28 protein-coding genes and 5 tRNA genes are annotated in these 25,747 nt (G+C 38.5%); 25 read left to right on the forward strand and 8 right to left on the reverse strand.

The genetic code is table 11. The annotated features are described in order from the left end of the window. Positions 1-47: 47 nt before the first annotated feature. Both rsmG and ribA read right to left on the reverse strand, forming a co-directional pair. Positions 48-614: a 16S rRNA (guanine(527)-N(7))-methyltransferase RsmG gene (gene rsmG, locus OFO12_RS05240; protein ID WP_442868087.1), complete on the reverse strand. Its 567-nt coding sequence runs from the start codon at positions 612-614 to the stop codon at positions 48-50. After that, on the reverse strand, positions 611-1,174 hold the full coding sequence (gene ribA, locus OFO12_RS05245; protein ID WP_270859302.1) for a GTP cyclohydrolase II: 564 nt from the start codon (positions 1,172-1,174) through the stop codon (positions 611-613). The genes rsmG and ribA overlap by 4 nt, the downstream gene beginning before the upstream one ends. A 61-nt stretch (positions 1,175-1,235) precedes the next feature. Here ribA and hemB point away from each other — a divergent pair, with 61 nt between their 5' ends. The 6 genes from hemB (at position 1,236) to OFO12_RS05275 (ending at position 6,777) form a co-directional block, all read left to right on the forward strand. Then, complete coding sequence (gene hemB / locus OFO12_RS05250; RefSeq protein WP_270869736.1) at positions 1,236-2,213, forward strand: porphobilinogen synthase; 978 nt, start codon at positions 1,236-1,238, stop codon at positions 2,211-2,213. 14 nt (positions 2,214-2,227) lie between these two features. Continuing rightward, a complete protein-coding gene (gene argF / locus OFO12_RS05255; protein ID WP_270869737.1) occupies positions 2,228-3,148 on the forward strand; it encodes an ornithine carbamoyltransferase in 921 nt (306 codons plus the stop codon). Continuing rightward, on the forward strand, positions 3,149-3,631 hold the full coding sequence (locus tag OFO12_RS05260; RefSeq protein ID WP_270869738.1) for a DUF2603 domain-containing protein: 483 nt from the start codon (positions 3,149-3,151) through the stop codon (positions 3,629-3,631). Continuing rightward, entirely contained in the window at positions 3,618-4,982 is a 1,365-nt protein-coding gene (gene hemN, locus OFO12_RS05265; protein ID WP_270869739.1) for an oxygen-independent coproporphyrinogen III oxidase, read from the forward strand. Before OFO12_RS05260 ends, hemN begins: the two co-directional genes overlap by 14 nt. 3 nt (positions 4,983-4,985) lie before the next feature. Continuing rightward, on the forward strand, positions 4,986-6,251 hold the full coding sequence (locus OFO12_RS05270) for a (Fe-S)-binding protein (RefSeq protein ID WP_270869740.1): 1,266 nt from the start codon (positions 4,986-4,988) through the stop codon (positions 6,249-6,251). A gap of 124 nt (positions 6,252-6,375) precedes the next feature. Then, the gene (locus OFO12_RS05275) at positions 6,376-6,777 is read left to right on the forward strand and encodes a hypothetical protein (protein WP_270869741.1); all 402 of its coding nucleotides are present in this window, start codon (positions 6,376-6,378) and stop codon (positions 6,775-6,777) included. Positions 6,778-6,798: 21 nt separating this feature from the next. Here the strand turns inward: OFO12_RS05275 and OFO12_RS05280 are convergent, their stop codons facing one another. From OFO12_RS05280 to OFO12_RS05305, 6 genes are all read right to left on the reverse strand, one after another. Continuing rightward, positions 6,799-6,975, reverse strand: coding sequence for a hypothetical protein (locus OFO12_RS05280; RefSeq protein ID WP_270869742.1), 177 nt, complete (start codon positions 6,973-6,975; stop codon positions 6,799-6,801). Between the two features lie 13 nt (positions 6,976-6,988). Then, entirely contained in the window at positions 6,989-7,303 is a 315-nt protein-coding gene (locus OFO12_RS05285; RefSeq protein WP_270869743.1) for a helix-turn-helix domain-containing protein, read from the reverse strand. Continuing rightward, entirely contained in the window at positions 7,287-7,478 is a 192-nt protein-coding gene (locus OFO12_RS05290) for a type II toxin-antitoxin system RelE/ParE family toxin (protein WP_270869744.1), read from the reverse strand. The genes OFO12_RS05285 and OFO12_RS05290 overlap by 17 nt, the downstream gene beginning before the upstream one ends. Before the next feature lie 227 nt (positions 7,479-7,705). Continuing rightward, the gene (locus OFO12_RS05295) at positions 7,706-8,575 is read right to left on the reverse strand and encodes a restriction endonuclease (RefSeq protein ID WP_270869745.1); all 870 of its coding nucleotides are present in this window, start codon (positions 8,573-8,575) and stop codon (positions 7,706-7,708) included. After that, positions 8,550-8,858, reverse strand: coding sequence for a hypothetical protein (locus OFO12_RS05300; RefSeq protein ID WP_270869746.1), 309 nt, complete (start codon positions 8,856-8,858; stop codon positions 8,550-8,552). Before OFO12_RS05300 ends, OFO12_RS05295 begins: the two co-directional genes overlap by 26 nt. 163 nt (positions 8,859-9,021) lie before the next feature. Then, positions 9,022-9,240 (reverse strand): hypothetical protein, encoded by a 219-nt coding sequence (locus OFO12_RS05305; protein ID WP_270862318.1) that lies wholly within the window; start codon positions 9,238-9,240, stop codon positions 9,022-9,024. A gap of 121 nt (positions 9,241-9,361) precedes the next feature. Here OFO12_RS05305 and OFO12_RS05310 point away from each other — a divergent pair. From OFO12_RS05310 to OFO12_RS05400, 19 genes are all read left to right on the forward strand, one after another. Further along, positions 9,362-9,437, forward strand: a tRNA-Thr gene (locus tag OFO12_RS05310). A 35-nt stretch (positions 9,438-9,472) separates the two neighbouring features. Continuing rightward, a tRNA-Tyr gene (locus OFO12_RS05315) sits at positions 9,473-9,557 on the forward strand. A gap of 9 nt (positions 9,558-9,566) precedes the next feature. Beyond that, positions 9,567-9,643, forward strand: a tRNA-Gly gene (locus OFO12_RS05320). Positions 9,644-9,755: 112 nt separating this feature from the next. Then, positions 9,756-9,830: transfer RNA gene (locus OFO12_RS05325), tRNA-Thr, on the forward strand. A gap of 57 nt (positions 9,831-9,887) precedes the next feature. Beyond that, complete coding sequence (gene tuf, locus OFO12_RS05330; RefSeq protein WP_270859319.1) at positions 9,888-11,087, forward strand: elongation factor Tu; 1,200 nt, start codon at positions 9,888-9,890, stop codon at positions 11,085-11,087. A gap of 56 nt (positions 11,088-11,143) precedes the next feature. Next, positions 11,144-11,314 (forward strand): 50S ribosomal protein L33, encoded by a 171-nt coding sequence (rpmG, locus tag OFO12_RS05335; protein ID WP_270859320.1) that lies wholly within the window; start codon positions 11,144-11,146, stop codon positions 11,312-11,314. 6 nt (positions 11,315-11,320) lie between these two features. Continuing rightward, positions 11,321-11,396 (forward strand) — tRNA-Trp (locus OFO12_RS05340). 14 nt (positions 11,397-11,410) lie between these two features. Then, entirely contained in the window at positions 11,411-11,584 is a 174-nt protein-coding gene (gene secE / locus OFO12_RS05345) for a preprotein translocase subunit SecE (protein WP_270859321.1), read from the forward strand. A 12-nt stretch (positions 11,585-11,596) separates the two neighbouring features. Further along, positions 11,597-12,127 carry a transcription termination/antitermination protein NusG gene (nusG, locus tag OFO12_RS05350; RefSeq protein WP_270864630.1) on the forward strand — a complete coding sequence of 177 codons (531 nt, stop codon included), beginning with the start codon at positions 11,597-11,599 and terminating at the stop codon, positions 12,125-12,127. 23 nt (positions 12,128-12,150) lie between these two features. Beyond that, positions 12,151-12,576 carry a 50S ribosomal protein L11 gene (gene rplK / locus OFO12_RS05355; protein ID WP_270859323.1) on the forward strand — a complete coding sequence of 142 codons (426 nt, stop codon included), beginning with the start codon at positions 12,151-12,153 and terminating at the stop codon, positions 12,574-12,576. Between the two features lie 59 nt (positions 12,577-12,635). Beyond that, positions 12,636-13,337, forward strand: a complete 702-nt coding sequence (rplA, locus tag OFO12_RS05360; protein WP_270859324.1) for a 50S ribosomal protein L1 — start codon at positions 12,636-12,638, stop codon at positions 13,335-13,337. Between the two features lie 125 nt (positions 13,338-13,462). After that, on the forward strand, positions 13,463-13,942 hold the full coding sequence (rplJ, locus tag OFO12_RS05365) for a 50S ribosomal protein L10 (protein ID WP_270859325.1): 480 nt from the start codon (positions 13,463-13,465) through the stop codon (positions 13,940-13,942). 23 nt (positions 13,943-13,965) lie between these two features. After that, positions 13,966-14,343, forward strand: a complete 378-nt coding sequence (gene rplL / locus OFO12_RS05370; RefSeq protein ID WP_270862320.1) for a 50S ribosomal protein L7/L12 — start codon at positions 13,966-13,968, stop codon at positions 14,341-14,343. Positions 14,344-14,436: 93 nt separating this feature from the next. Beyond that, complete coding sequence (gene rpoB, locus OFO12_RS05375) at positions 14,437-18,573, forward strand: DNA-directed RNA polymerase subunit beta (protein WP_270868107.1); 4,137 nt, start codon at positions 14,437-14,439, stop codon at positions 18,571-18,573. Continuing rightward, positions 18,570-23,084 carry a DNA-directed RNA polymerase subunit beta' gene (gene rpoC, locus OFO12_RS05380; RefSeq protein WP_270862322.1) on the forward strand — a complete coding sequence of 1,505 codons (4,515 nt, stop codon included), beginning with the start codon at positions 18,570-18,572 and terminating at the stop codon, positions 23,082-23,084. The genes rpoB and rpoC overlap by 4 nt, the downstream gene beginning before the upstream one ends. Positions 23,085-23,189: 105 nt before the next feature. Continuing rightward, complete coding sequence (locus tag OFO12_RS05385) at positions 23,190-23,579, forward strand: DoxX family protein (protein ID WP_270869747.1); 390 nt, start codon at positions 23,190-23,192, stop codon at positions 23,577-23,579. A 91-nt stretch (positions 23,580-23,670) separates the two neighbouring features. Further along, positions 23,671-23,958, forward strand: coding sequence for a type II toxin-antitoxin system RelB/DinJ family antitoxin (locus OFO12_RS05390; RefSeq protein ID WP_270869748.1), 288 nt, complete (start codon positions 23,671-23,673; stop codon positions 23,956-23,958). A 1-nt stretch (position 23,959) separates the two neighbouring features. Next, positions 23,960-24,235, forward strand: a complete 276-nt coding sequence (locus OFO12_RS05395) for a type II toxin-antitoxin system RelE family toxin (RefSeq protein WP_270869749.1) — start codon at positions 23,960-23,962, stop codon at positions 24,233-24,235. A gap of 265 nt (positions 24,236-24,500) precedes the next feature. After that, positions 24,501-25,598, forward strand: a complete 1,098-nt coding sequence (locus OFO12_RS05400) for a TIR domain-containing protein (protein ID WP_270869750.1) — start codon at positions 24,501-24,503, stop codon at positions 25,596-25,598. Positions 25,599-25,747 lie beyond the last annotated feature (149 nt).

The raw sequence follows: 25,747 nt of genomic DNA on the forward strand, positions 1-25,747 counted from the left end.
TATTTAATCCTTTTAAAATTCGCTTTATCGCAAGATTATACAATATTTTAACAAATTCCGCTAAGAAGTAGGTAATTTCGCATACCGGCGTTAAAAATCTCAAATTTGGCACTTGGAAATTTGCTTTTAGTCTCGGTGATTTCATCATCTACGCTACTGCCTTTATAGAGCAAAAAGTGTGTATTGCTATCATAAAATCCATCGCAAATTTCGACTAAATTTTTCGTTTTCATCACAGCTCTTGAAGTTATCAAATCAGCCCTAAATTTTAGCGAATTTTCGATTTTTTCTCTATGAATTTCGACATTTTTTAGCCCCAAATTTACCTTAGCGTAGGTTAAAAACGACGCTTTTTTGGCGATTGGCTCGTATAAATGCCATTTCGTGTGGTTTAAAACCATAGCCAAAAATATCGCCGGAAACCCAGCCCCACTACCGATGTCAATGGCAATTTTAGGGTATTTTGGGATAAATTTCACCCCGCCAATACTATCGGCGATAATTTCGCTTAAATCATCGTAATTCGTAAGGCTATGGATTGCGTTAAATTTACGCAGACACTCGCCAAATTTAGCGCACTTTTCGTCGAAATTTTCAGGCAAAATCAAATTCACAGCAAATGCCCCATTTTATCTTTTTTAGTTCGCAGATAATTCTCGCTAAATTCGTTAGCTTTGATGATAATCGGTATGCGCTCGACGATCTCCACACAGTGCAAATTTGATAGCTTTTCAGGGTTGTTTGTGAGTAAATTTATCTTTTTGATTTCATAGTGTTTTAGGATAAAATCCACGATTTCATAGGTGCGCTCGTCTGCCTTGAAACCTAGCTGATGATTTGCCTCGATTGTATCAAAGCCCTTATCTTGGAGCGCGTAGGCGTTGATTTTATTTAGTAGCCCGATATTTCGCCCCTCTTGGCGCAGGTATATCACCATGCCGCCGTTTTTTTCTATGTATTTTAGGCTCTCTTCGAGCTGGTCTCTACAATCGCATTTTAGGCTTCCGATCGCATCTCCTGTGAGGCACTCGGAGTGGATTCGCACATTTACGATTTCATTTAACGGCATTTTTGCGATTACTAAGTGTTCTTTTTCGTTTTCTTTGAAGGACTGCACCTTAAATTTACCGAAGCGTGAGGGCAAATTTGCAATCTGCGAAATTTGAATATTCATATAAAATTTACTCCATTTGTGATATTATAAATCGATGATTTTACCCAAAAAAGGAAAAACAATGTTTAAACGATTTAGAAGAGTGCGCATAAATCCCGTAGTAAGGGAGCTCGTGCGCGAAACTTCGTTAGAGATGAGAAATTTTATTTACCCGCTTTTTGTCGTTCCAGGAAAAGGTGTCAAAAACGAGATAAACTCCATGCCAGGCGTTTTCCAACTGAGTTTGGACGAAATTTTAAAAGAGTGTGAAATTTTATCAAATTTGGGAATTAATAAAATTTTGCTTTTTGGAATTCCAGAGGTTAAAGATAGCATTGGCTCTGACGCTTTGAGTGATGATGGCATAATCGCCACTGCGCTTCGCGCGATTAAGGATAAATTTCCGAAATTTATGGTGATTACGGATTTGTGCTTTTGCGAATACACTGACCACGGACACTGCGGGATACTAGATCATGTTCATCAAACCGTAAATAACGATGCTACGCTTGAAATTTCAGCCAAACAAGCCCTAATCCACGCCAAAAACGGCGCTGATATGATAGCCCCAAGCGGTATGATGGACGGCATAATCACCACTTTACGCACAGCACTTGATAGCAATGGATTTGAAAATTTACCGATTATGGCGTATTCGACGAAATTTGCGAGCGGGTATTACGGGCCGTTTCGCGATGTAGCGGAGAGCGCGCCTAGCTTTGGCGATAGAAGCTCGTATCAAATGGATCCAGCAAACCGATTTGAGGCGATAAATGAGAGTTTGGAAGACGAGACGCAAGGAGCTGATATTTTAATGGTAAAACCAGCACTTGCGTATTTGGATATAATCCGTGATTTGCGCGAGCGCACACTGCTTCCGATTTGTGCGTATAATGTCAGTGGCGAATACGCGCTTTTAAAAGGTGGAGCGAAGCTTGGATTGATCGATTATGAGCGGGTTTTAATGGAGACTATGATTAGCATAAAACGCGCAGGAGCGGATATGATAATCTCATATCACGCAAAAGAAGTAGCTGAGCTTTTGCGTAAATTTAGCTAAATTTAGGAGTGAGTATGCGACATTTTTTGACTTTTGAAGATTTTAGCAAAGATGAAATTTTTGAAATTTTGCGCCTTGCGGCTGAGATTAAAAAAGAAGCCAAAACGAAGGATTACAAACCGTATCTAAAAAACCAAACCCTAGCAATGATTTTTGAAAAAAGCTCGACTAGAACGCGCGTGAGCTTTGAGACTGGTATGTATCAGTTAGGCGGACAAGCGCTGTTTTTAAGCTCAAAAGATATTCAACTAGGTCGTGGCGAGCCTGTGAGGGATACTGCGCGCGTGATTTCTAGCATGGTCGATATGGCTATGCTTAGGGTTTATAAACAAAGTGATTTGGAGGAATTCGCCAAATACTCAGCCGTGCCTGTGATAAACGGCCTTAGCGATTATCTCCACCCAGTGCAGTTAATCGCGGATTATCTTACTATGCAAGAGCGTGCTAGTGGTGATTGCGTCGCGTATATCGGGGACGGAAACAATATGGCGCATACTTGGATTTCGCTGGCTTCGATTTTGGGATTTGAGCTTAGAATCGCTACGCCAAAGGGCTATGAGGCTGATGCGTCTATCGTAGCGCAAGCCGAGAAAAACGCCAAAATTTCAGGGGCGAAAATCATTTACACTCACGATCCGCGCGAGGCAGTCTGTGGCGTAGATGTCGTTACGACTGATACTTGGGTTTCAATGGGACAAGAGAGCGAAAAAGAGCGCAAGGTTAAGCAGTTCGAGGGATTTTGCGTAGATAAAGATATGATGAGCCTAGCTAAAAAAGATGCTATTTTCTTGCACTGCTTGCCAGCGTATCGCGGATACGAGGTCAGCGATGAGATTATAGAAGCTCATGCGGGCGATGTTTTTAGCGAGGCTGAAAACAGACTGCACGGCCAAAAGGGCGTAATGGTATGGCTAGATAGACACAGAGGTAATTAAGTGGAAAAAAACGACAAAGCATTAACAAAAATTGATCAAATCAATGAATTTTTCGGTATCGAGGACGCTAATAGCACGGTTTTTGAGATTTTGCACGACCCGCAAACAAACGAAAAAAAACTAACACTAAAAAAGGGTTCATGGAGCGACGAGGAGCCGTGGTTTGGGATAGATGAGAGTGGCGAATTGCACACAATGGTATCTTTAAAATCGCTAAATAATCTAATCCAAGTCGCAAAAGGGGCGATTGCAGAGAATTTCAACCTAAAATTAGAACGCTCGATTTTACAGCAAGCCCCAGTGGATTTTGGCGATGCGTGGATTGTGTGCATGGACGAAATCCGCAAAATCACGAGCGAAAACCCAAGCATAAAAAAGATAAATTTAGATTTAGACGCCATAGTTTCGCGCGTGAAACAATCACACCCAAATTTATTTATTGATATCGAAGAGTTAGTAAGGAGCAGAAATGGCAAACATTGATTTTGACGCGTATGCTAAATTTTCGCGCCCAGGACCGCGTTATACGAGCTATCCCACTGCGCTAGAATTTAGCCAAAATTTCAGCTACGAGCAGTATATAAACGAGCTAAAAACCCAAGACAAAAACGCCCCACTCTCGCTTTATTTTCACATGCCGTTTTGCCGTTCGGCGTGCTATTTTTGTGGCTGTAATGTCATCTATACTGGCAAACGCGATAAAATGGACAGGTATTTAGACTATATAGATCGCGAAATGGATATTTTGTGCGAGCATTTAGACGCTAGCAGAGTGGTTACGCAAATGCACTTTGGTGGTGGCACACCGACATATTTCGACGCGGACCAACTAGATCGCCACATAAAAAACATAAAAAAACATTTTAAAAATTTCAGCGCTGACGCTGAGATTAGCTGTGAGATTGACCCTAGATTTCTCACACAGCAGCAGCTTGATGTGCTTATTTCGCATGGATTCAACCGCATAAGTTACGGCGTGCAGGACTTCAACGAGCGCGTGCAAAAAGAAATCCATAGAATTCAGCCTTATGAGCTGACAAAAAGCGTAATGGATATGGCGCGAAAGGCTGGGATAAAGTCGATTAATATGGATTTGATTTATGGTTTGCCATATCAAAATTTAGCGACTTTCCAAGAAACGCTAAATTTGGCTCTTAGCCTTAATCCAGATCGTTTTGCGATATTTAATTACGCCCATGTTCCATGGATAAAAAAATCAATGCGTAAATTTGACGAAAGCACGCTTCCTGCGCCAAAAATCAAGCTTGAAATTTTAAAATTTACCCATGATTTTTTGACCGCTAATGGATACGAGCCAATCGGCATGGATCACTACTCTAAGCCAAGCGACGAGCTTCACGCCGCGCTTAAAGACGGCACGCTTCATAGAAATTTCCAAGGTTACACCACAAAAGGTGGCGCGGATTTGGTGGGCATTGGGCTAACAAGTATCGGCGAGGGCGCGCGGCATTATGCGCAAAATTTCAAAGATATGGCGCCGTATGAGGAGGCGATTGATAGCGGTAAATTGCCGTTTTTCAAGGGAATTTTGCTAAATAGCGAGGATTTGCTTCGCAAAGATGTCGTAATGAGCCTAATGGCGAATTTCAGGGTAAATATCAAAGAGATCGAAGCTAAGCATGGTGTTAAATTTTTCGAGCATTTTGCAAATTCGTTAAAAGAGCTTGAATATCTTAAAGATTTTGTGAAAATTTCAGACGATGAGCTTAGCGTAACGCCGACTGGAACGCTTCTAATCCGCAATATCGCAATGTGCTTTGATGAGTATATGCACAAAAATTTGGGCGAGAAAAAATTCTCAAAAACGGTGTAAAAAATGTATGATTTCAAAACCCTAAGCGATAAATGCGTAAAATGTGGCAAATGTATCCCAGCCTGCACGATTCATAATATCAATAGCGACGAAGTTACCAGCCCGCGCGGGTTTTTGGACCTGCTTGGTGCGGTCGAGCGGGGCGAACTCGAACTCGATAAAAATATGAAAAATATCTTTGAGAGCTGTTTTTTATGCACGAGTTGTGTCGATGTATGCAACGACTCCCTACCTACCGATACTGCGATCGAAAACGCGCGCTACAAAATCGCGCAAAAATTTGGCATAGCGTGGTATAAAAGGGCTGCGTTTTGGTTTTTGAGCCACCGCAGAGTTTTGGACTTAGCAGCTAGGCTAGGGTATTTTTTCGTGCCGTGTGCCTTTAAGACGCAAAAAGACAGCGAGCGCGGAAATACGATGAAGCCGCGATTTTCGGTGCCGATGATGAGCGTGGAGCGCACACTTCCGACTGTGGCGAAAAAAAGCTTTATGAACTCGCACGCCGAGTTTATCGACAATGGCGGAAGCAAAACTATCGGGCTTTTTATCGGCTGTATGGGAAACTACGCATATACGGGCATTGGCGAGGCGTTTTTAAAAATCGCAAAAGAGCTTAAAATCAATGTGAATTTGATGAAAAAGCAAGCCTGCTGTGGCGCGCCGCAGTATTTTACTGGGGATTTTGGCTCTGTGGAGAAAAACGCGAAATTTAACATAGAGTATTTTGAAAAAATGCTTGAAAATATCGATGCTATCGTCGTTCCAGAGGCCACATGCTCTGGTATGCTAAAAGTCGATTATGCGCATTTTTTCGAGGGCGATTCGCATTGGCAAGAGCGCGCAAAGGCTGTGGCGAGTAAAATTTATCTAGCGACGGAGTATTTTGATAAATTTACAAATTTAAAAGAAATTTTATCAGAGCGCGGAAAAATAGGGCAAATCACATACCACGATCCGTGCCACTCACGCAAAATGCAAGGAATTTGGCGCGAACCGCGAAATTTGCTCTCGCAAAATTACGAAATAATCGAAATGCCAAACGCCGATCAATGCTGTGGATTTGGTGGCGTAACAATGCAAAGCGAAAAATATCATCTCTCGCGCAAGGCTGGGCTAGACAAGGTCGCCTCGCTCAAAGATAGCCCCCTAAAAATCGTAAGTGCGGAGTGTAGCGCGTGTAGAATGCAGCTAAATAACGCCTTTGGCTTAGCGCAAATCGATATGAAATGCGTAAATCCGCTAGAACTGATTGCTAGGGCGTTGGGATAAGAAATATTTTTTGTGATTGAATTTTCATAGCAAAATATACTGCGAACAGTCAATAAAATACTGATAATATTGAAAATTCGTTAGGATAAATAACTTATAATCCTAAAAAATTAAAAGGGATATAATGATGTTATGGAAAATCTTAGAGGTCTTGTTTATAATAATAGCAATAACTTTGGCGTTGTTTGATATTTATGATGACTATAATAAAGCGGAACGGGAACGAAATAGAGAATTGGCTCGCAAAAAGCAGTTAGACCGATTAAATAGCTTTGGAATACCTGTGAAAGAACTTTCGCGTGAAGGGTATATTGATGCATTAGCAACATTAGGAATATTAGGAGCTTGGCGAAAAGAACATACTCCAAAAAAACCTATTCGTAGTCCATACGCTGGATTAGCGCCATGGGTAATACTACATAGGTTTATAGAAGATAATCTAGACAACCCAGAAGTAATATTGCAAGAATTTAATCGTTTAAAGCTGATACAAGCGAAGTTAGACAGATTGAAAGAAAATAATTGAAATATTAATACTAGATAAAAATTAGCTAACCCAGCACCAACGCCCTAAACACGAACCACTTGCCGAACAAGGGAGTGCTATGTCAGCAGATAGCCAAAATAGAGTATATGAGTGTGTTGGGTTATTTATTTTATCAAAGAAAAATATCATAACTACTAGTAAAATTATCGTTATAGCTTTATTGTGATTGTAGTTCATATTTTGCTAAATATCAAGCCTTGGCGGCATTTAGAGATACTAGATTAAAATTCGCTATTTTTTTACCACACGCTTTGAGATAGTTGCAAATAGTGCCGTATTTTAAATTTAGGTTGCCACTCTCTATCCTTGCTACCGCTGATTGTTTTACGCCCATTTTCTCTGCAAGTTGGGCTTGTGTGAGATTTGCTTCTTGCCTAGCTTCTATGAGTGAAATTATGAGATTAAACTCATCTTGCATTTCATCGTAAAGCTTTTTGAATTCAGCATCTTGCATACACGCATTAAAAGTGTCTTCAAATTTTAAAGATTTAGTTTTTATTTTCATTTTTCCATTCCTTTAAGCGTTTTAATGCAAGTTCAATTTTATCGTTTGGTGTCTTTTCGGTCTTTTTAACAAATGTGGTTAAAATTATAATTTTCTTGCCGATTTCATAAGCATACAAGCTTCTAGCTATGTCTTTGTCGGCTCTTATGCGAATTTCAAAAATTCCATTACGCAAATTTTTTGGTTATCGGTTCGCCTATGTTGTTACCTTTGATTTCCAAAATCTTTAATAACATTGACCCACGCACGACTAAATGCTTTGGTAAATCGTAAAATTCACTTTTTGAATTATCGTTACAAAATATAATCTCCCATACAAAAAACCTTTTAAACTCGTAAGTTATAACTTTAAAGTTATAATAGGAAGTTTAAATTCTATGCTATAATAGCCTATAACTCTGCCTAGAATGGTCGTTTTGGTTTTGTTGCTACTTCGTGGCGAAATCCCAAAGCTTCGGCTTCTTGTATCGTTTTTACATAATATTCTCCCTTACTACGAGTAATTTTTATAGCATCGTAAGAGGGGCTGTTTGGTAAATGATAAATTTTGCCACGATTAGTTATGTTACATTTAATTTTTGGGTAACTTTTGTCATAAGGTACTTCTTGTATCCCAATATTGTGTTTTTGGCATAGTTTCCTAGATTTGTCATCTAAGTTCTCATTTGCACTCACTATCATTGCTGTAATTTTTTTATTTGGGTTATCTTTTTCATAGTCAGTTTTAGCAAATCCTATTCTAGCCACGACATTATCGTGCATAACCTTATCTTTTGCCCACCACTTACATTGGATTAAAAGTATTTCATTTTTCCCTTTTTTTACAAATAAATCAACTCCTCCATCATCAACTCCTTTTCGTATGCCGTGGTATTCTACTTCATACCACTCGCCATTTTCTGTATAAATCCACTCGTATAGATAGCCTATATAGCGTTCGTAGCGTTTTCCTATTTCGGAATTTGATAAATTATATTTTGGATTTTCGTAGTCGTCCAAAATCTTTTGCAATTTATTTATTCTCTCTTTTTCTTGGATATTTTTAAATTTTTGATAATATGCTTCGTAAATATTGTGATTATATGGTAAGTTTAATTTCTCGCAATTAGCTATATACTCTAAGGCGCATTGTTCGCATAAATACGGACGCATTTGTGCGTATTTTATACCGTGTATGCAAGGACACAAAAAGTTTTTAATTTTTGGGATTTTTTTGCTTTTGTGTTCTATTTGTGTTTTTAAATCATTAATTTTTTTTATTATTTCTTGCATTAATAATTTCCAAATTTACAATATCGTCATCTAAAACGGGGTATCTAGTATTTATAAAATCAAGTTCTCTTTTAAGCTCATTGTATTCTTGTAGTATTTTTTGATATTGTTGTTTTAATAAACTATACTCATTATTATAAGTATTGTATGTTTCTTTATGGTTATGAACAATTTGATAAATATTTTCTTGTGTATCAGGTTTATTCAAAGTATGTTCATCGGTATTTTGCGTTTTGGATATTTTTAGCTTTTTATATTCATTATAATGACTATATATAATCAATATTAATACACCATATACCAATATTCTTTAATAAAATCTAAGGCAATATCTATAATTTTCATTTTAAATGGCTCTTTTAATTAAATCTTTGAACATAGAATTATTGAAATTTATCTCTTCCATTTTTTGACCTCTTTATTTTATGCCTAATAATAATTAAATTTCAATCTTCGTAGGCGTTTTCTTCTACTTCTGGCTCTTTTGGGCTGTTTTCTTGGATTAGCATGCGGTTGGTTTCGATCTGTTTTTTTAGCTCGTCGTAGTTGCTCTCGGCTTGGTTTAGTCGCTTTTCTAACGCTGTGATGCGCTTTTCGGAACGAGAAATAAAATAATACACCACATAAATCATAAATATAACGATAATCCAAGGAACGATTTTCATAACAATCCTTTATCAAAATTTGAGCGATTATAACAAAAAAGAGTAAAATTTTAAAATTTTGCTGATTTAGCCTTGACAAAGATTTTTTTTTCAGATATAATCCAAACTTCAATTTCAAAATGCTGGTGTAGCTCAGTTGGTAGAGCTACTGCCTTGTAAGCAGTGGGTCGGCGGTTCAAGTCCGTTCACCAGCTCCATTTTTTTGTAACAGTGTTTGACCAGATTTTCATTAGGTGAGATACTCAAGTGGCCAACGAGGGCAGACTGTAAATCTGCTGACTATGTCTTCCGTGGTTCGAATCCACGTCTCACCACCATGAATCTATGCGGGAGTAGCTCAGTTGGCTAGAGCATCAGCCTTCCAAGCTGAGGGTCGCGGGTTCGAGCCCCGTTTCCCGCTCCATTTGGGTTTTACTGGGAGCTGTAAAAACTTAATGCTTTTATACGCTTTTATATCCAAATTTCGTCTTACATTGTCAGATAGTAGGTAGCGATTTCTCTTGGCCAGGGGTAATGCTCATATGGCTCAGAGGTAGAGCACTTCCTTGGTAAGGAAGAGGTCGCGGGTTCAAGTCCCGCTATGAGCTCCATTTAGAAAATTGCTTAGTTTTTTATTGTGTAACCACAAATTAATAACGGAGGATATGATGGCTAAAGAAAAATTTACTCGTAACAAGCCACACGTAAACATTGGTACTATTGGTCACGTCGATCATGGTAAAACTACTTTGACAGCTGCTATTTCTGCTGTTCTTTCTAGAAGAGGTCTTGCTGAGCTTAAAGATTACGACAATATCGATAATGCTCCTGAGGAAAAAGAGCGCGGTATTACTATCGCTACATCTCACATTGAGTATGAAACAGAGTCTCGCCACTATGCTCACGTTGATTGCCCAGGCCACGCTGACTATGTTAAAAACATGATTACTGGTGCTGCTCAAATGGACGGCGCTATCCTAGTTGTTTCAGCAGCTGATGGTCCTATGCCACAAACAAGAGAGCACATCTTGCTATCTCGCCAAGTTGGTGTTCCATACATCGTTGTTTTCCTAAACAAAACTGATATGGTTGATGATCCTGAGCTTCTAGAACTAGTTGAAATGGAAGTTAGAGAGCTTCTAAATGAATACAACTTCCCAGGCGATGATACTCCAATCGTAGCCGGTTCAGCACTTCAAGCTCTTGAAGAGGCAAAAGCTGGTAACGACGGCGAGTGGTCAGCAAAAATCATGGATCTTATGAACGCTGTTGATAGCTATATCCCAACTCCAACTCGTGACACTGATAAAGATTTCTTGATGCCAATCGAAGATATCTTCTCAATCTCAGGTCGTGGTACAGTTGTAACTGGTAGAATCGAAAAAGGTGTTGTTAAAGTAGGCGACACAATCGAAATCGTTGGTCTTAAACCAACTCAAACAACAACAGTTACTGGCGTTGAGATGTTTAGAAAAGAGATGGATCAAGGCGAAGCTGGCGATAATGTCGGTGTATTGCTAAGAGGAACTAAAAAAGAAGAAGTTGAGAGAGGTATGGTTCTATGCAAACCAAAATCAATCACTCCTCACACAAAATTTGAAGGTGAAGTTTATATTCTAACAAAAGAGGAAGGCGGACGCCACACTCCTTTCTTTAACAATTATAGACCACAATTCTATGTTAGAACAACAGATGTTACTGGCTCAATCACTCTACCTGCTGGCACAGAGATGGTTATGCCTGGTGATAATGTTAAAATCACAGTTGAGCTTATCGCTCCTGTTGCTCTTGAACAAGGAACAAGATTCGCTATCCGCGAGGGTGGTAGAACTGTTGGTTCAGGTGTTGTTTCAAACATCATTGCATAATTTTTATACAGACGGATTTTCGAATCCGTCTGTTTTTTTAAATTTAAGGAAGTAATATGGCAAAAAATTCAAGTAGAGTAAAAATTGGTCTAAAATGTTCTGAGTGCGGAGATATCAATTACAGCACTTATAAAAACAGCAAAACAACAACAGAAAAATTGGAACTTAAAAAATACTGCCCTAGATTAAAAAAACACACACTTCACAAGGAAGTTAAGCTTAAATAAGTTTATAGGGCAATAGCTCCAACGGTAGAGCGCCGGATTCCAAATCCGATGGTTGGGGGTTCGAATCCCTCTTGCCCTGCCACGAGGATAGGGATTATGGAAAAAATTAAAGAATATTATAGACAAGCAAGAATAGAATTAGATAAGGTAATTTTTCCAACAAAAGAGCAAACAAGAACTGCTTATATTTCAGTAGTTGTTGTGGTTGTGGTCATAGCGTTATTTTTGGCTTTGGTAGATTTTCTAATGTCTACTGCAATTACTGCATAGAAAGGTTTTTTTATGGCACATAAATGGTATGCAATTCAGACTTATGCTGGCAGTGAAATGGCAGTAAAAAATGCTATCGAAGCTCTAAAAGCTGATGAGATGCTTGTAGATAAAATCGGTGAGGTTTTAGTTCCCACAGAAGATGTTATCGAGGTCAAAAACACAAAACAAACTATCAAAGAGAGAAGTTTATATCCTGGATATTGTTTTGCAAATTTAGATTTAGACACTACTTTGTGGCATAGAATTCAAATTTTGCCAAAAGTTAGTCGCTTTATCGGCGAGGCTAAAAAACCTTCTCCTTTATTGGAAAAAGATATCGCAATAATTCTTGAAAAAATCAATAATCGTCAAGCACCAAAACCAAAAATCAATTTTGATGAGGGCGAGACTGTTAGAATTATCGATGGACCATTTGCGAATTTTAATGGTATTGTCGAAGAGTATGATATGCTTCACGGCAAGCTTAGATTAAATGTTTCTATCTTTGGTAGAAGCACGCCGATTGAAATTTCATATTCACAAGTCGAAAAGATAATTTAAAAATTTAATAAGGAGTATAGTAAATGGCTAAGAAAGTTGTTGGTGAGATTAAATTACAAATCGCCGCTACAAAAGCAAATCCAAGTCCGCCAGTTGGTCCAGCTTTGGGTCAAAAAGGCGTAAATATTATGGAATTTTGTAAAGCATTTAACGAGCGCACAAAAGATATGGCAGGTTATAATATTCCTGTTGTTATCACTGTTTATGCTGATAAGAGCTTTACATTTATCACAAAACAACCACCTGCGACAGATTTGATTAAAAAAGCAGCTAAAATCGACAAAGGTTCAGACAATCCTTTGAAGAAAAAAGTTGCGACTTTAACAAAAGCGCAAGTTTTGGAAATCGTTGAGAAAAAAATCGCTGATTTAAATACCAACGATCGCGAACAAGCAGCTAGAATCATTGCTGGTTCTGCACGCTCTATGGGTATTACCATAGTAGATTAATCTTTTGACCGCTAAGATTTAAATAAAAGCGGTAGCACTTTAAAATTGCGGAGAAATATATGTCAAAAAATTCGAAAAGATTTAATGAACTTTTGAAAAAAGTTGATTCTAATAAACTATACAATATATCTGAGGCTATCGACACAGTAAAAGGTCTAGCATCTGCTAAATTTGACGAAACTGTTGAAATCGCTCTTAAACTAAATGTAGATCCACGCCACGCAGACCAAATGGTTCGCGGCTCTATCGTTTTACCAGCTGGCACAGGCAAGAGCGTCCGCGTTGCTGTTATCGCAAAAGACGCAAAAGCAACTGAGGCACAAGAGGCTGGTGCTGATATCGTAGGCGCAGATGATTTAATCGAGGAAATCCAAAAAGGTATTATAAATTTCGATGTTCTTATCGCTACTCCAAATTTAATGGGATTAGTCGGTAAAGTAGGTAGAATTCTTGGACCAAAAGGCGTAATGCCAAACCCTAAAACAGGCACTGTTACAATGGATGTAGCACAAGCTGTCAAAAATGCAAAAGGTGGTCAAGTAAATTTCCGCGTTGATAAACAAGGAAATATCCACGCTGGTCTTGGAAAAGTAAGTTTTAGCAAAGAACAACTTTTGGATAATGTTACAACATTTATCAAAGCCATTAACAAACACAAACCAGCTACTGCAAAAGGTAGATATGTGACTCATGCAGCACTTTCGCTAACTATGAGCCCAGCTGTTACTCTTGATAGCCAAGAAGTTATTGATTTAAAATAAAAATTTAAAATTTTTATCTTAGATTGGAGATAGTTCAAGGTCGCTTTGACTTAATTGATTTAAATTTAACTAGCTTAAATTTAAATCTCTTGGCTTGAAATCACCGATCGGAAAGGAGAAACCTAATGACGAGAGATGAAAAATCACAAATCGTAGCAGAACTAAGCGAAGCTTTCAAAAATAGCGAAGCTATTGTTATATCTGATTTCAAAGGTCTAGATGTTAAAAAACTAGAAGAACTTAGAAATAGCGCTCGTGAGCTTGATGTAAAAGTCAGAGTTATCAAAAACACATTAGCAGCTATCGCTTTGAAAAACGCCGAAAAAGATGGTATGAGTTTCAAAGATACAAATATTTTCTTGTGGGGCGATCAACTTTCAGTATGTAAAGTTGCTGCTAAATTTGAAGAGAAAAACGAAGCATTTGCACTTAAAACTGCTTATGTCGATGGTGAAGTTACTAGCATCGAAAAAGTTCGCGCGCTTTCAAAAATGCCAAGCAGAGACGAGCTTATCGCAATGTTACTTCAAGTCTGGAACGCACCGATTCAAAATTTTACAATCGGCTTAAATGCGCTTAAAGAAAAAAAAGAACAAACAGCATAAAATAAAAATTTAGGAGAAAAACAATGGCAATTACAAAAGAAGATGTATTAGAATTCATTTCTAATCTTTCAGTTTTAGAGCTTAGCGAATTAGTTAAAGAATTCGAAGAGAAATTCGGCGTTAGCGCAGCTCCTGTTATGGTAGCTGGCGCAGCAGGTGCAGCAGCAGGTGCAGCAGCAGCTGAGGAAAAAACTGAATTCGATATCGTATTAGTTGATGCGGGCGACAAAAAAATCAATGTTATTAAAGTCGTTCGTGCTCTTACAGGTCTTGGTCTTAAAGAGGCAAAAGACGCTACTGAGTCTACACCATCTGTTCTTAAAGAGGGCGTTAGCAAAGAAGATGCTGAAAAAGCTAAAAAAGAGCTTGAAGAAGCAGGCGCTAAGGTCGAACTTAAATAATCTCGCAAAATTTATTAGTTTTGCAAATCATAATGTGTGTCGGTGCGTGAGTGCCGACACTTCTTTCTTAAAATACAACTACGAGGTAGTAGAATGTTAAATAGCTTATATTCAGGTAATCGTCTTAGAGTTGATTTTTCTAAGGTCCCAAAAGATATAGAGATACCAAATTTATTACAATTACAAAAAAAAAGTTTTGATCACTTTTTAAATCTTGATAACTCAAATGCAGATAGTGGTATAGAAAAAGTCTTCCGTGCTATCTTTCCTATTCATGATGCTCAAAACAGACTAAGCATCGAGTATGTAAGTAGCGAGCTTTCCAAGCCAAAATACTCGATTAGAGAGTGTATGGAGCGTGGTCTTACATATTCTGTAAATTTAAAGATGAAAATTCGCCTAATCGTGCATGAGCGAGATGATAAAACAGGCGAAAAAATCGGCGTTAAAGATATAAAAGAACAAGATATTTATATTCGCGATATTCCGCTTATCACCGATAGAATTTCATTTATCATCAATGGTGTTGAGCGTGTCGTCGTAAATCAACTACACAGAAGCCCTGGCGTTATTTTCAAAGAAGAAGAGAGCCCGACTGTATTAAACAAACTAATCTACACAGCCCAAATCATACCAGATCGCGGCAACTGGCTATATTTCGAATACGATGCGAAAGATGTATTGTATGTGCGCATTAATAAACGACGCAAGGTTCCTATTACTATACTTTTCCGCGCACTTGGATATAAAAAACAAGACATTATAAAACTATTTTATCCGATTAAAACAATCTATGTCAAAAAAGGCAAATTCTTAACAGATTTCGATCCAAAAGAGTATGCTGGCAGACTTGATTATGATATCATCAACGAAAAAGGCGAGGTTTTGCACCAAGCAAGCAAGCGTTTAACTCTAAAAAAAGCTGAAAAATTGGCAGAAGAGGGGTTGAAGCTTATAGAATACCCAGCTGAAATTTTAGCAGAACGCCACTTAGCAGACGCGATTTTTGATAAAGATAGTGGCGAGGTTATATATGATTCACTTGCCGCGTTAGATGAAGCCAAGCTAGTCGCTATTGCAAATTCACAGAAAAAATTTACTATCGCAAACGACCTAGCTAGCGGTGTCGATGCCTCTATCATCAACTCATTTGCCCAAGATAGCGAAGCTCTTAAAATTTTACAACAAAGCGAAGGCGTTGATGATGAAAACGATTTAGCAGCTATTAGAATTTATAAAGTTATGCGCCCTGGCGAGCCAGTGGTTAAAGAGACTGCGAGATCGTTTGTAAATGATCTGTTTTTTAACCCTGAAAGATACGACCTTACAAAAGTCGGCCGTATGAAAATGAACCACAAGCTTGGCAACGAAACACCAGAGTATGTAACGGTGCTAACTAACGAAGACATTATAAAAACAGCAAAATATTTGATAAAAGTTAAAAATGGCGAAGGTTTTATCGATGATAGAGATAATCTAGGCAATCGTAGAATTCGCTCTATCGGCGAGCTTTTAGCTAGTGAAATGCACCTTGGATTTATCAAGGTTCAAAAAGCTATAAAAGATAAATTCGCAAGCATTAGCGGAAATATTGATGAACTTATGCCTTATGATTTTGTCAATCCAAAAATCATCACAACTACGCTTATGGAATTCTTCACAGGCGGTCAGTTGAGCCAATTTATGGATCAGACAAACCCACTTAGCGAGGTTACTCACAAGCGTCGTTTATCTGCTCTTGGCGAGGGCGGTTTGGTTAAAGAGCGCGCTGGATTTGAGGTGCGCGATGTCCATCCGACTCACTATGGTAGAATTTGTCCAATCGAAACCCCAGAGGGTCAAAACATCGGTCTTATCAATACCCTTGCAACTTATGCAAAAGTAAATGATTTAGGCTTTGTCGAAGCTCCTTATAAAAAGGTCGTCGATGGCAAGGTAACAGACGAAATCGTTTATCTAACTGCTACACAAGAAGAGGGTCATGTAATCGCTCCTGCTTCTGCTAAATTAGACGAAAACGGCGCGATTATCGAGGAAATGCTAGAAGCTAGAAAAGACGGCGAAAACCTTATGGCTAGACGCGAGGACATCACTCTAATCGACCTTTGCTCTGGTATGATTGCTGGTGTGGCTGCTTCACTTATTCCATTTTTGGAGCACGATGACGCCAACCGCGCGCTAATGGGTTCAAACATGCAACGCCAAGCAGTTCCACTTCTATACGCAACTGCTCCGATTGTAGGCACAGGTATGGAAGCTACAATCGCTAGGGATTCTTGGGAAGCGATTAAGGCTAAAAGAGCCGGCGTGGTCGAAAAAGTAGATAACAAAAATATCTTTATCTTAGGCGAAGATGAAAAAGGTCCGTTTATCGATCACTACTCAATGGAGAAAAATTTACGCACTAACCAAAACACTACATTTTCTCAGCACCCAATTGTGCGCAAAGGCGATAGTGTCAAAGAGGGACAAATCATCGCAGACGGCCCTAGCATGGACGGCGGCGAGCTAGCTATCGGTAAAAACGCTCTAATCGCGTTTATGCCATGGCATGGTTATAACTACGAGGACGCCGTCGTAATGAGCGAGAAGATGATTCGCGCTGATGAATACACAAGCGTGCATATTTATGAGAAAGAGATTGAAGCCAGAGAGTTAAAAGACGGCGTAGAAGAGATTACCAGAGATATCCCAAATATCAAGGAAGAAGAGCTTTCTCACCTTGATGAGAGCGGAATTATCAAAATCGGAACCCATGTCAAACCTGGTATGATTTTGGTAGGAAAAGTAACTCCAAAAGGCGAGGTCAAACCAACCCCAGAGGAAAGACTTTTAAGAGCGATTTTTGGCGAAAAAGCAGGACATGTGGTAAATAAATCACTTTATGCGACAGCTTCTATGGAAGGCGTGGTAATTGATGTCAAAATTTTCACTAAAAAAGGCTATGAAAAAGATCCTAGAACAAACAAAGCTTATGAGGACGAAAAGACAGAGTTAGAGCGCGAGCACCACGATAGACTTTTGATGCTAGATCGCGAAGAAATGCTAAAAGTCGTAGCCTTGCTATCAAAAAGCAAGCTAGAAAGTGCGCAAAGCCTAAATAAAAAAGAGTATAAAAAAGGCGATATCGTTAGCAAAGAAGAGCTTGAAAGCTCAAACCGCTTTACGCTAAATTCGTTTATCAAAGGATATTCTAAAAAAATTCAAAAAGAATATGAGGATTTGAAAAATCACTTCCAAAACGAAAAACGAAAGCTTAAAGAAGAGCACGATGAAAAAATCGAAATTTTGGAAAAAGATGATATCTTGCCAAGTGGCGTAGTAAAACTAGTCAAAGTCTATGTCGCAACTAAACGCAAACTAAAAGTCGGCGATAAAATGGCTGGACGCCACGGAAACAAAGGTATTGTCTCAAATATCGTCCCAGAGGTCGATATGCCATACCTTCCAAATGGTCAAAGAGTAGATATCGTCCTAAATCCACTAGGCGTTCCAAGCCGTATGAATATCGGTCAAATCATGGAGAGCCACTTAGGTTTAGTAGGCTGGCGTTTGGGCGAGCAAATCGCTGAAATTTTAGAGCAAAAAACTGGCGAGTGGTTAAAAGAACTTCGCGCTAAAATGATTGATATTGCAAGTGTTTCTAAACTTATGGACGCTAAGAAAACGCTAGAAAAAATCAGCGATGAAGAGCTTTTGAAATATGCCAGAGATTGGAGCAAAGGCGTTAGATTTGCAGCTCCGATTTTTGAGGGAATCGTGCCTGAGGATTTTGCGAAACTATTTGAAATGGCAAAAATCGACGCTGATGGCAAAACCGAGCTTTATGATGGACGCACAGGTGAAAAGATTAAAGAGCGCGTAAATGTGGGTTGTATGTATTATCTCAAACTCCACCACCTTGTCGATGAAAAAGTCCATGCTAGAAGCACAGGCCCTTACAGCCTTGTTACACAGCAACCAGTCGGCGGTAAAGCGCTATTTGGTGGTCAAAGATTTGGAGAAATGGAAGTTTGGGCGCTTGAAGCTTATGGCGCGGCATATACCTTGCGCGAAATGCTAACCGTCAAATCAGACGATGTCGATGGTCGTTTGGCGGCGTATAAAGCACTTACCAGAGGCGAAAATGTTCCAACAACAGGAATTCCTGAGACATTTTTTGTTTTAACAAACGAGCTTAAATCACTTGCTTTGGATGTTGAAATTTACGGAAACGGGGAAAAGAAATGAGCGAAAACAATAGCTTAGAAAAAATTGAAATTAAAGAAGACGGTAGAGTTCAAGATTTTGATGTATTTGCCATAAGACTTGCTAGCCCTGAGCAAATCAAAAATTGGAGCCACGGCGAGGTTAAAAAGCCAGAAACTATCAACTATCGCACGCTAAAACCTGAACGAGACGGCTTGTTTTGCGCTAAAATTTTTGGTCCAGTAAGGGATTATGAGTGCATTTGTGGAAAATACAAAAAAATGCGCTACAAAGGCTGGAAATGCGAAAAATGTGGCGTAGAAATCACTAGTTCTAAGGTTCGTCGCACACGCATGGGACATATCGAGCTAGTTACCCCAGTAGCGCACATTTGGTATGTAAATTCGCTCCCTAGCCGTATCGGCACGCTTTTGAATATCAAAATGAAAGATTTAGAGCGCGTGCTTTACTACGAGGCATATATCGTAGAGAGCGCTGGTAGTGCGTATTATGATAACGAAAACACTAAAAAAGTCGAAAAATACGATGTCTTAAACGAGGAGCAATACCAAAGCTTGCGCGAGAGATTTGAGCAAACTGGTTTTGTGGCTAAAATGGGTGGTGAAGTTATCAGAGATATGCTAGCAGATCTTGATTTGGTCGAAATTCTTTCAAATTTGAAAGAGGAAATGGCTAGTACAAATTCAGAATTAAAGAAAAAAAATATAATCAAACGCCTAAAAGTCGTAGAGAGCTTTTTAAATTCTGGCAACAAACCAGAGTGGATGATGATTACAAATTTACCAGTTCTACCGGCGGATTTAAGACCGCTAGTTAGCCTTGACGGCGGTAAATTTGCGGTTTCAGATGTCAATGATTTATACCGCAGAGTTATCAATCGTAACACTCGCCTTAAAAAACTTTTGGAGCTTGACGCGCCAGAGATTATTATTCGCAACGAAAAACGCATGCTCCAAGAAGCTGTCGATGCGCTATTTGATAACGGCAGAAAGGCAAACGCTGTAAAAGGCGCAAACAAACGCCCACTAAAATCTCTAAGTGAGATTATCAAAGGAAAACAAGGCCGTTTCAGACAAAATTTGCTTGGAAAACGCGTCGATTTCTCAGGTCGTTCAGTTATCGTCGTAGGTCCAAATTTGCGTATGGATCAATGCGGTCTGCCAAAAACTATGGCATTAGAGTTATTTAAACCGCATTTGATAGCTAGACTTCAAGAAAAAGGCTATGCAACAACCGTAAAACAAGCCAAAAAAATGATTGAGGGCAAGGTAAATGAGGTTTGGGAGTGCCTAGAAGAGGTCGTTAAAGGCCACCCTGTCATGCTAAACCGTGCGCCGACACTTCATAAAATGTCAATCCAAGCCTTCCACCCAGTCCTAATCGAGGGTAAGGCTATTCGTTTGCACCCGCTTGTTTGTGCGGCTTTCAACGCTGACTTCGACGGCGACCAAATGGCCGTGCATGTCCCACTAAGCCAAGAAGCAATCGCAGAGTGCAAAATTTTAATGCTAAGTTCTATGAATATCTTGCTTCCAGCTAGCGGTAAGCCTGTGGCTGTGCCTTCGCAAGATATGGTTTTGGGAATTTATTATCTTAGCCTTGAAAAAGCTGGCGCAAAAGGCACAAACAAAATTTTTGCCAATGTCGATGAGGTCATGGTCGCTGTGGAGGCGAATTCTCTCGATATCCACGCTAAAATCAAAACTATGGTCGATGGTCGCATTATCTTTACGACAGCTGGTAGATTGGTCATAAAATCAATCTTGCCTGATTTTATCCCAGATACATTGTGGAATAAAAAATTAAAGAAAAAAGATATCGCAGAACTAGTCGATTATGTCTATAAAAATGGCGGTTTGGAAGTAAGTGCTGAATTCCTAGATAACCTTAAAAATTTAGGTTTCGAATCCGCTACAAAAGCTGGAATTTCAATCGCTGTTTCAGATATCATCGTGCCAAATTCTAAGTCAAATTTGATCGAGGACGCGAAAAATCAAGTCCGCGAAGTCCAAAACCAATACTCTGGCGGTTTGCTAACTGAGGGCGAGAGATACAATAAAACTATTCAAATTTGGACAAGCACGACTAAAAAACTAGCCGATGAGATGATGGATTTGATGAAAAACGACAAAGACGGCTTTAACTCAATCTATATGATGGCTGATAGTGGCGCTCGTGGTAGTTCAGAGCAAATTCGCCAATTAGCTGGTATGCGTGGTTTGATGTCTAAACCAGATGGTTCGATTATCGAGACCCCGATTACATCAAATTTCCGCGAGGGATTAGATGCGAACGAATACTTCATCTCAACTCACGGTGCGAGAAAGGGTCTAGCCGATACTGCGCTTAAAACGGCAAATGCTGGTTACCTTACTCGTAAGCTAATCGATGTCGCTCAAAATGTCCGCGTTACAATCCATGATTGTGGCACACACGAGGGTATCGAAGTAACTGAAATCGTCGAAAACGGAACTTTGGTCGAGAATTTAGCCGATAGAATTTTGGGTCGCGTGCTAAGTGCAGATGTGATTGATCCAGTTTCAAATGAAATTTTATTTACCGAGGGCACACTTCTTGGCGAAAAAGAGGTTCGCACTATCGTAGATGCTGGAATCAAATCAGTTAGCATTAGAACTCCGATTACTTGCAAGGCTCACAAGGGCGTTTGCGCTAAATGCTATGGCGTGAATTTGGGCGAGGGCAAACTGGTAAAACCAGGCGAGGCTGTCGGTATCATCTCAGCTCAATCAATCGGCGAGCCAGGAACTCAGCTAACGCTAAGAACTTTCCACGCAGGTGGAACGGCTGCTACTGATCAACAAGCAGATAAGGTTATCGCTAGCGATGAGGGTTATATCAGATATTACAATGTCAAAACTTATGAAAACAATGGCAAAAATATCGTAATGAACCGCCGAAATGCGGCTGTGCTTTTGGTCGAACCAAAAATCAAAGCTCCATTTAGCGGTAAGGTAAGCATAGAAGTAACTCACGATGATGTCAATATCTCTGTAAAAAGCAAAAAAGATGAGGTCAAATACAATATCCGCCGCCACGATTTGGCTAAACCAAACGAGCTAGCTGGTGTTAGCGGTAAGGTCGAGGGCAAATACTATATCGTTTGCAAAGACGGCGATAATATCGAAGAAAACGAGAGTTTGGTCGAAATCATCAAAACAGACTGGAATATCCCAGCTCGCGTGCCGTTTGCTAGTGAAATTTGCGTCCAAGACGGCGAGCCTGTAACTCAAAAAATCAAATCAGGCGCAGTTGGCGAGATCAAATATTTCATCTTAAAAGGTGATTATTTAGAGCGTCTAAAAGATATCAAAAAGGGAAATATCGTAACCGAAAAAGGTATGTATGCTGTAATCTCTGATGAAAACGGCAGAGAGGCTATCAGACACTATATCCCACGCGAATCTGTGCTTGTATTTAACGATAATAGCAAGGTTAAATTCGATGATATCATCGCAAAACCTAAAAAAGAAGAAAACACCGTAATTGCTCAATGGGATCCATATACTACCCCTGTGGTAGCTGAGTGCGCTGGTGTGGTTAGTTACGAGGATATCGAGCCAGGTTACACTGCTACTGAGCAATACGATGAAGCGACAGGACATAGTAGTTTGGTGATTAATGAGTATTTACCACAAGGCGTAAAACCAGCTATCGTAATCACACCTAGCAAGGGCGAGCCGATGAAATACAATATCGGACCAAAAACTCAAATTCTTGCAACTAGCGGAGATGAGGTAGCGATCGCTGATATCCTAGCTAGGACGCCAAAAGCCGCTGCGAAATCGAAAGATATCACAGGTGGTTTGCCACGCGTTTCTGAGCTTTTCGAAGCACGCAAATCAAAAAATACAGCTATCATCGCAGATATCGACGGAACTGTGAGATTTGGCAAACCTATGAGCTCAAAAGAGCGCGTAATCATCGAGGGCGAGGACGGCACTGTGGCTGAGTATCTAATAGATAAATCTCGTCAAATTCAGGTCCGAAACGGCGAGTTTGTCCATGCTGGCGAAAGGCTAACTGACGGCTCTATTAGCTCACACGATGTGCTTAGAATTTTAGGCGAAAAGGCGCTTCATTACTACCTAGTTAGCGAAGTTCAACAAGTCTATCGCTCACAAGGCGTTGCGATTAACGATAAACATATCGAAATCATCGTATCTCAAATGCTTCGCCAAGTTCGCATTATAGATAGTGGCGATACTAAGCTAATCATTGGCGATTTAATCAGCCGCCGCAGGTTTAAAGAAGAAAATGAGCGCATTATGAAAATGGGTGGCGAGCCAGCAATTGCTGAGCCAGTGCTTCTTGGTATCACAAGAGCGGCTGTGGGAAGCGATAGCGTGATTTCAGCTGCTTCCTTCCAAGAGACTACCAAGGTTCTAACCGAGGCAAGTATCGCGGCGAAATTTGATAGATTAGAGGACTTGAAGGAAAATATCATTTTAGGTCACATAATCCCAGTCGGAACCGGTCTATACAAAGACAAAGAGGTCAAGCTTAAAAAATAATTTTGGGGGCGAAATTTCGCCCCTTTTTTAAATTTTAAAATTTTAGAATTCTTGAATTTTGCCAAATTTTAAAATTTTAAAATTTCGCCACAAAAGGGATTATCTATGCCTAAATCATTTCCAAATTTCGGATTATTAATGCTTCGTTTGACGCTTGGAGTCTGTCTTTTTATGCACGGCGTGGCAAAGATAATGAACGGCGTGGGCGGTATAAAGGGCATGCTGGGTGCAAAGGGATTGCCTGAGTTTATCGCGTATGGCGTGTATTTGGGCGAAATCGTCGCGCCTGTGATGATTATTCTTGGGCTATTTTGCCGAATCGGTGCCTTATTAGTTTTAGGACTATGTGGCATTATACTTTATGTTGCTTACCCTGATTTAACTGCGATGAGCTCTCACGGCGGTTTTACAGCCGAAATTTTATACCTTTATATCGGAATTTCTCTTTGTTTGCTAGTCTGCGGCGGCGGACGCTTTGCGATTGTTAAAGATTGAATTTATAATTTATTTTGACATTTCTTATTTGTATAAATTAAAAATATGATATAATACAAAATCAATCAAATTTCATACAAAAGGATTTAAAATGGCTACAAGTTTAATACAATTAAGAGTAGATGAAAAATTAAAAAAACAAGCAGATGAGTTGTTTGCTGATTTGGGACTTGATACCACAACGGCTCTTAGAATATTTTTAAAACAAGCCTTAAAAGTAGGCGGTTTGCCGTTTAAGGTTTTGAAAGAAAAACGAGATGGCTATTCGCTAGATGAAGCCCCGAGTATCAAAGAAATAAGAGCCGAAATTCAAAAAATGCCAATAGCAGAGCAGGAAGCATTGAGAGCAGAAGTTAGAGCTCAAATGTTTGGTGAATAAAATGTATAAAATCAGACTTGTAAAAAAAGCAGACAAACAACTTACAAAAATTAAAACTGGCGATAAAAAAAGTGCAGAGCGAATTGTAATATTTTTAGAAGAATTAGAAAAAATAGAAAATCCATTTGCGTTGAAAAACTGTGGCAAAATGGAAGGATACGAAAATCGCTGGAAATGGTATGTCGGAATTCATTACCGAGTAATCGGTGAAAAACACGATGATATACTGACAATCGAAGTTATTGAAATCGCAACAAGAGAAAATGCGTATAAGTAAAAGTTTGTAGTGATAAATTTGCACTTTTGCAAATTTATCATAACTAACGACAAAAAATTCCCAAATATCGATATAAAGCTTGTTAGAACAAATCAATAATTTTAAATTTACAAAAGATAATGCAAAAGTATTAAAGATTAAATTTTTAGTTGTTATATTGTGTTGTTAAAATTTACGATGATAAAATAGAAATTTTGGAAATTTTTAATATAATATATTTCGATTTAAAATATAATGTTGATTATGTAATGGAGAATAAAAATATATGGAAAGTTTAGAAAAACATGAATATGATATTGCAGTTTCATTTGCTGGTGAAAATAGGGAATATGTAGAACAAGTTGTCAGAGCTTTGCAAAATTATGGAGTAAATGTATTCTACGATAAAGATAAAAAAGTAGAAAAGCAAGGAAAAGATTTATTCGAGTATTTTCCTGATGTATTTATTAATAAAGCCAAATATATTGTTATATTTATTTCAGAATACTACAAAGAAAAAGTATGGACGAAACACGAATTTAACTCTATAAAAGAAAGAATTTTAAAATCTAAAGAAGATATTTTTTTAATAAAATTTGATAAAACAGATTTACTCGGAATATCAAAAACTAAGTATTATATAAATGCTAACGAGAACACTCCAATAGAAGTAGCAGACATACTTGTAAGAAAAATAGGAATAAACATAGACAAAAGATGGTTTGGGAAATGGGAAGTTCAAAGTACATTACCGTATTTTAGTGGCAATTTGATAATAAATAATGTTTCGGTTCATAAATTTGATTTTGAAATTATTGTTGTTAAGGGAGCACTTGTAGGAAATATTTCTGGTACAGCTAAAATTATATCAGACAATGAGGCAGAATTTGTATCGCAAGAAAATTTCTTAAATGATGAACCGAGTATAATTAAGTTTAGAAAATATAACAATAAAATTATTGTAGAAGAAAGTAATTGTGGTTATTATCATGGTGTTGGTGTTAGTTTTGATATAAGTGATTTTGTTCGAAAAAGTGATATATTTGATGATATTAAAAATTTAAATGATATAAAATTATCAAAAATTTATTCTTGTTGCAGTGATGAAGAAAAATATAATAACTTTTTAAGATGTTTATATACTATTTATGATGAAAAAAATTTAGATGATTTTGAAGCAGAAGTTATAGGCAGTGGGGTTCCAGGATTATATACTATATGCGAAGCTATCTTGATGCATACGCCTGATGATGAAGTTTATTGTGCATTTATAGATGATGATAGTGAAATATTGTATTTTTCGTCAGATAAAAATTTTCAAACTAAAAAACCAAAAACTATTGAAAAATGGATTGAAAATTTAAAAGATAGAATAGCTAAATAAAATTTTTTTAGATAAGTAGAGTGGCACTTGCCTACCGAAAAAATTGGCAACCTTAATGGTGGGCGAAACGCCCACCCTACATTTTAAATTTAATAAGTAAAATATCTACATTTCTTAGAAAAAGCATAAATTTATAGTAGTTTAAGTAA

It is taken from the genome of Campylobacter sp. JMF_04 NA10, from assembly GCF_027737655.1.
In the GTDB taxonomy this organism is placed as follows: Bacteria; Campylobacterota; Campylobacteria; order Campylobacterales; family Campylobacteraceae; genus Campylobacter_B.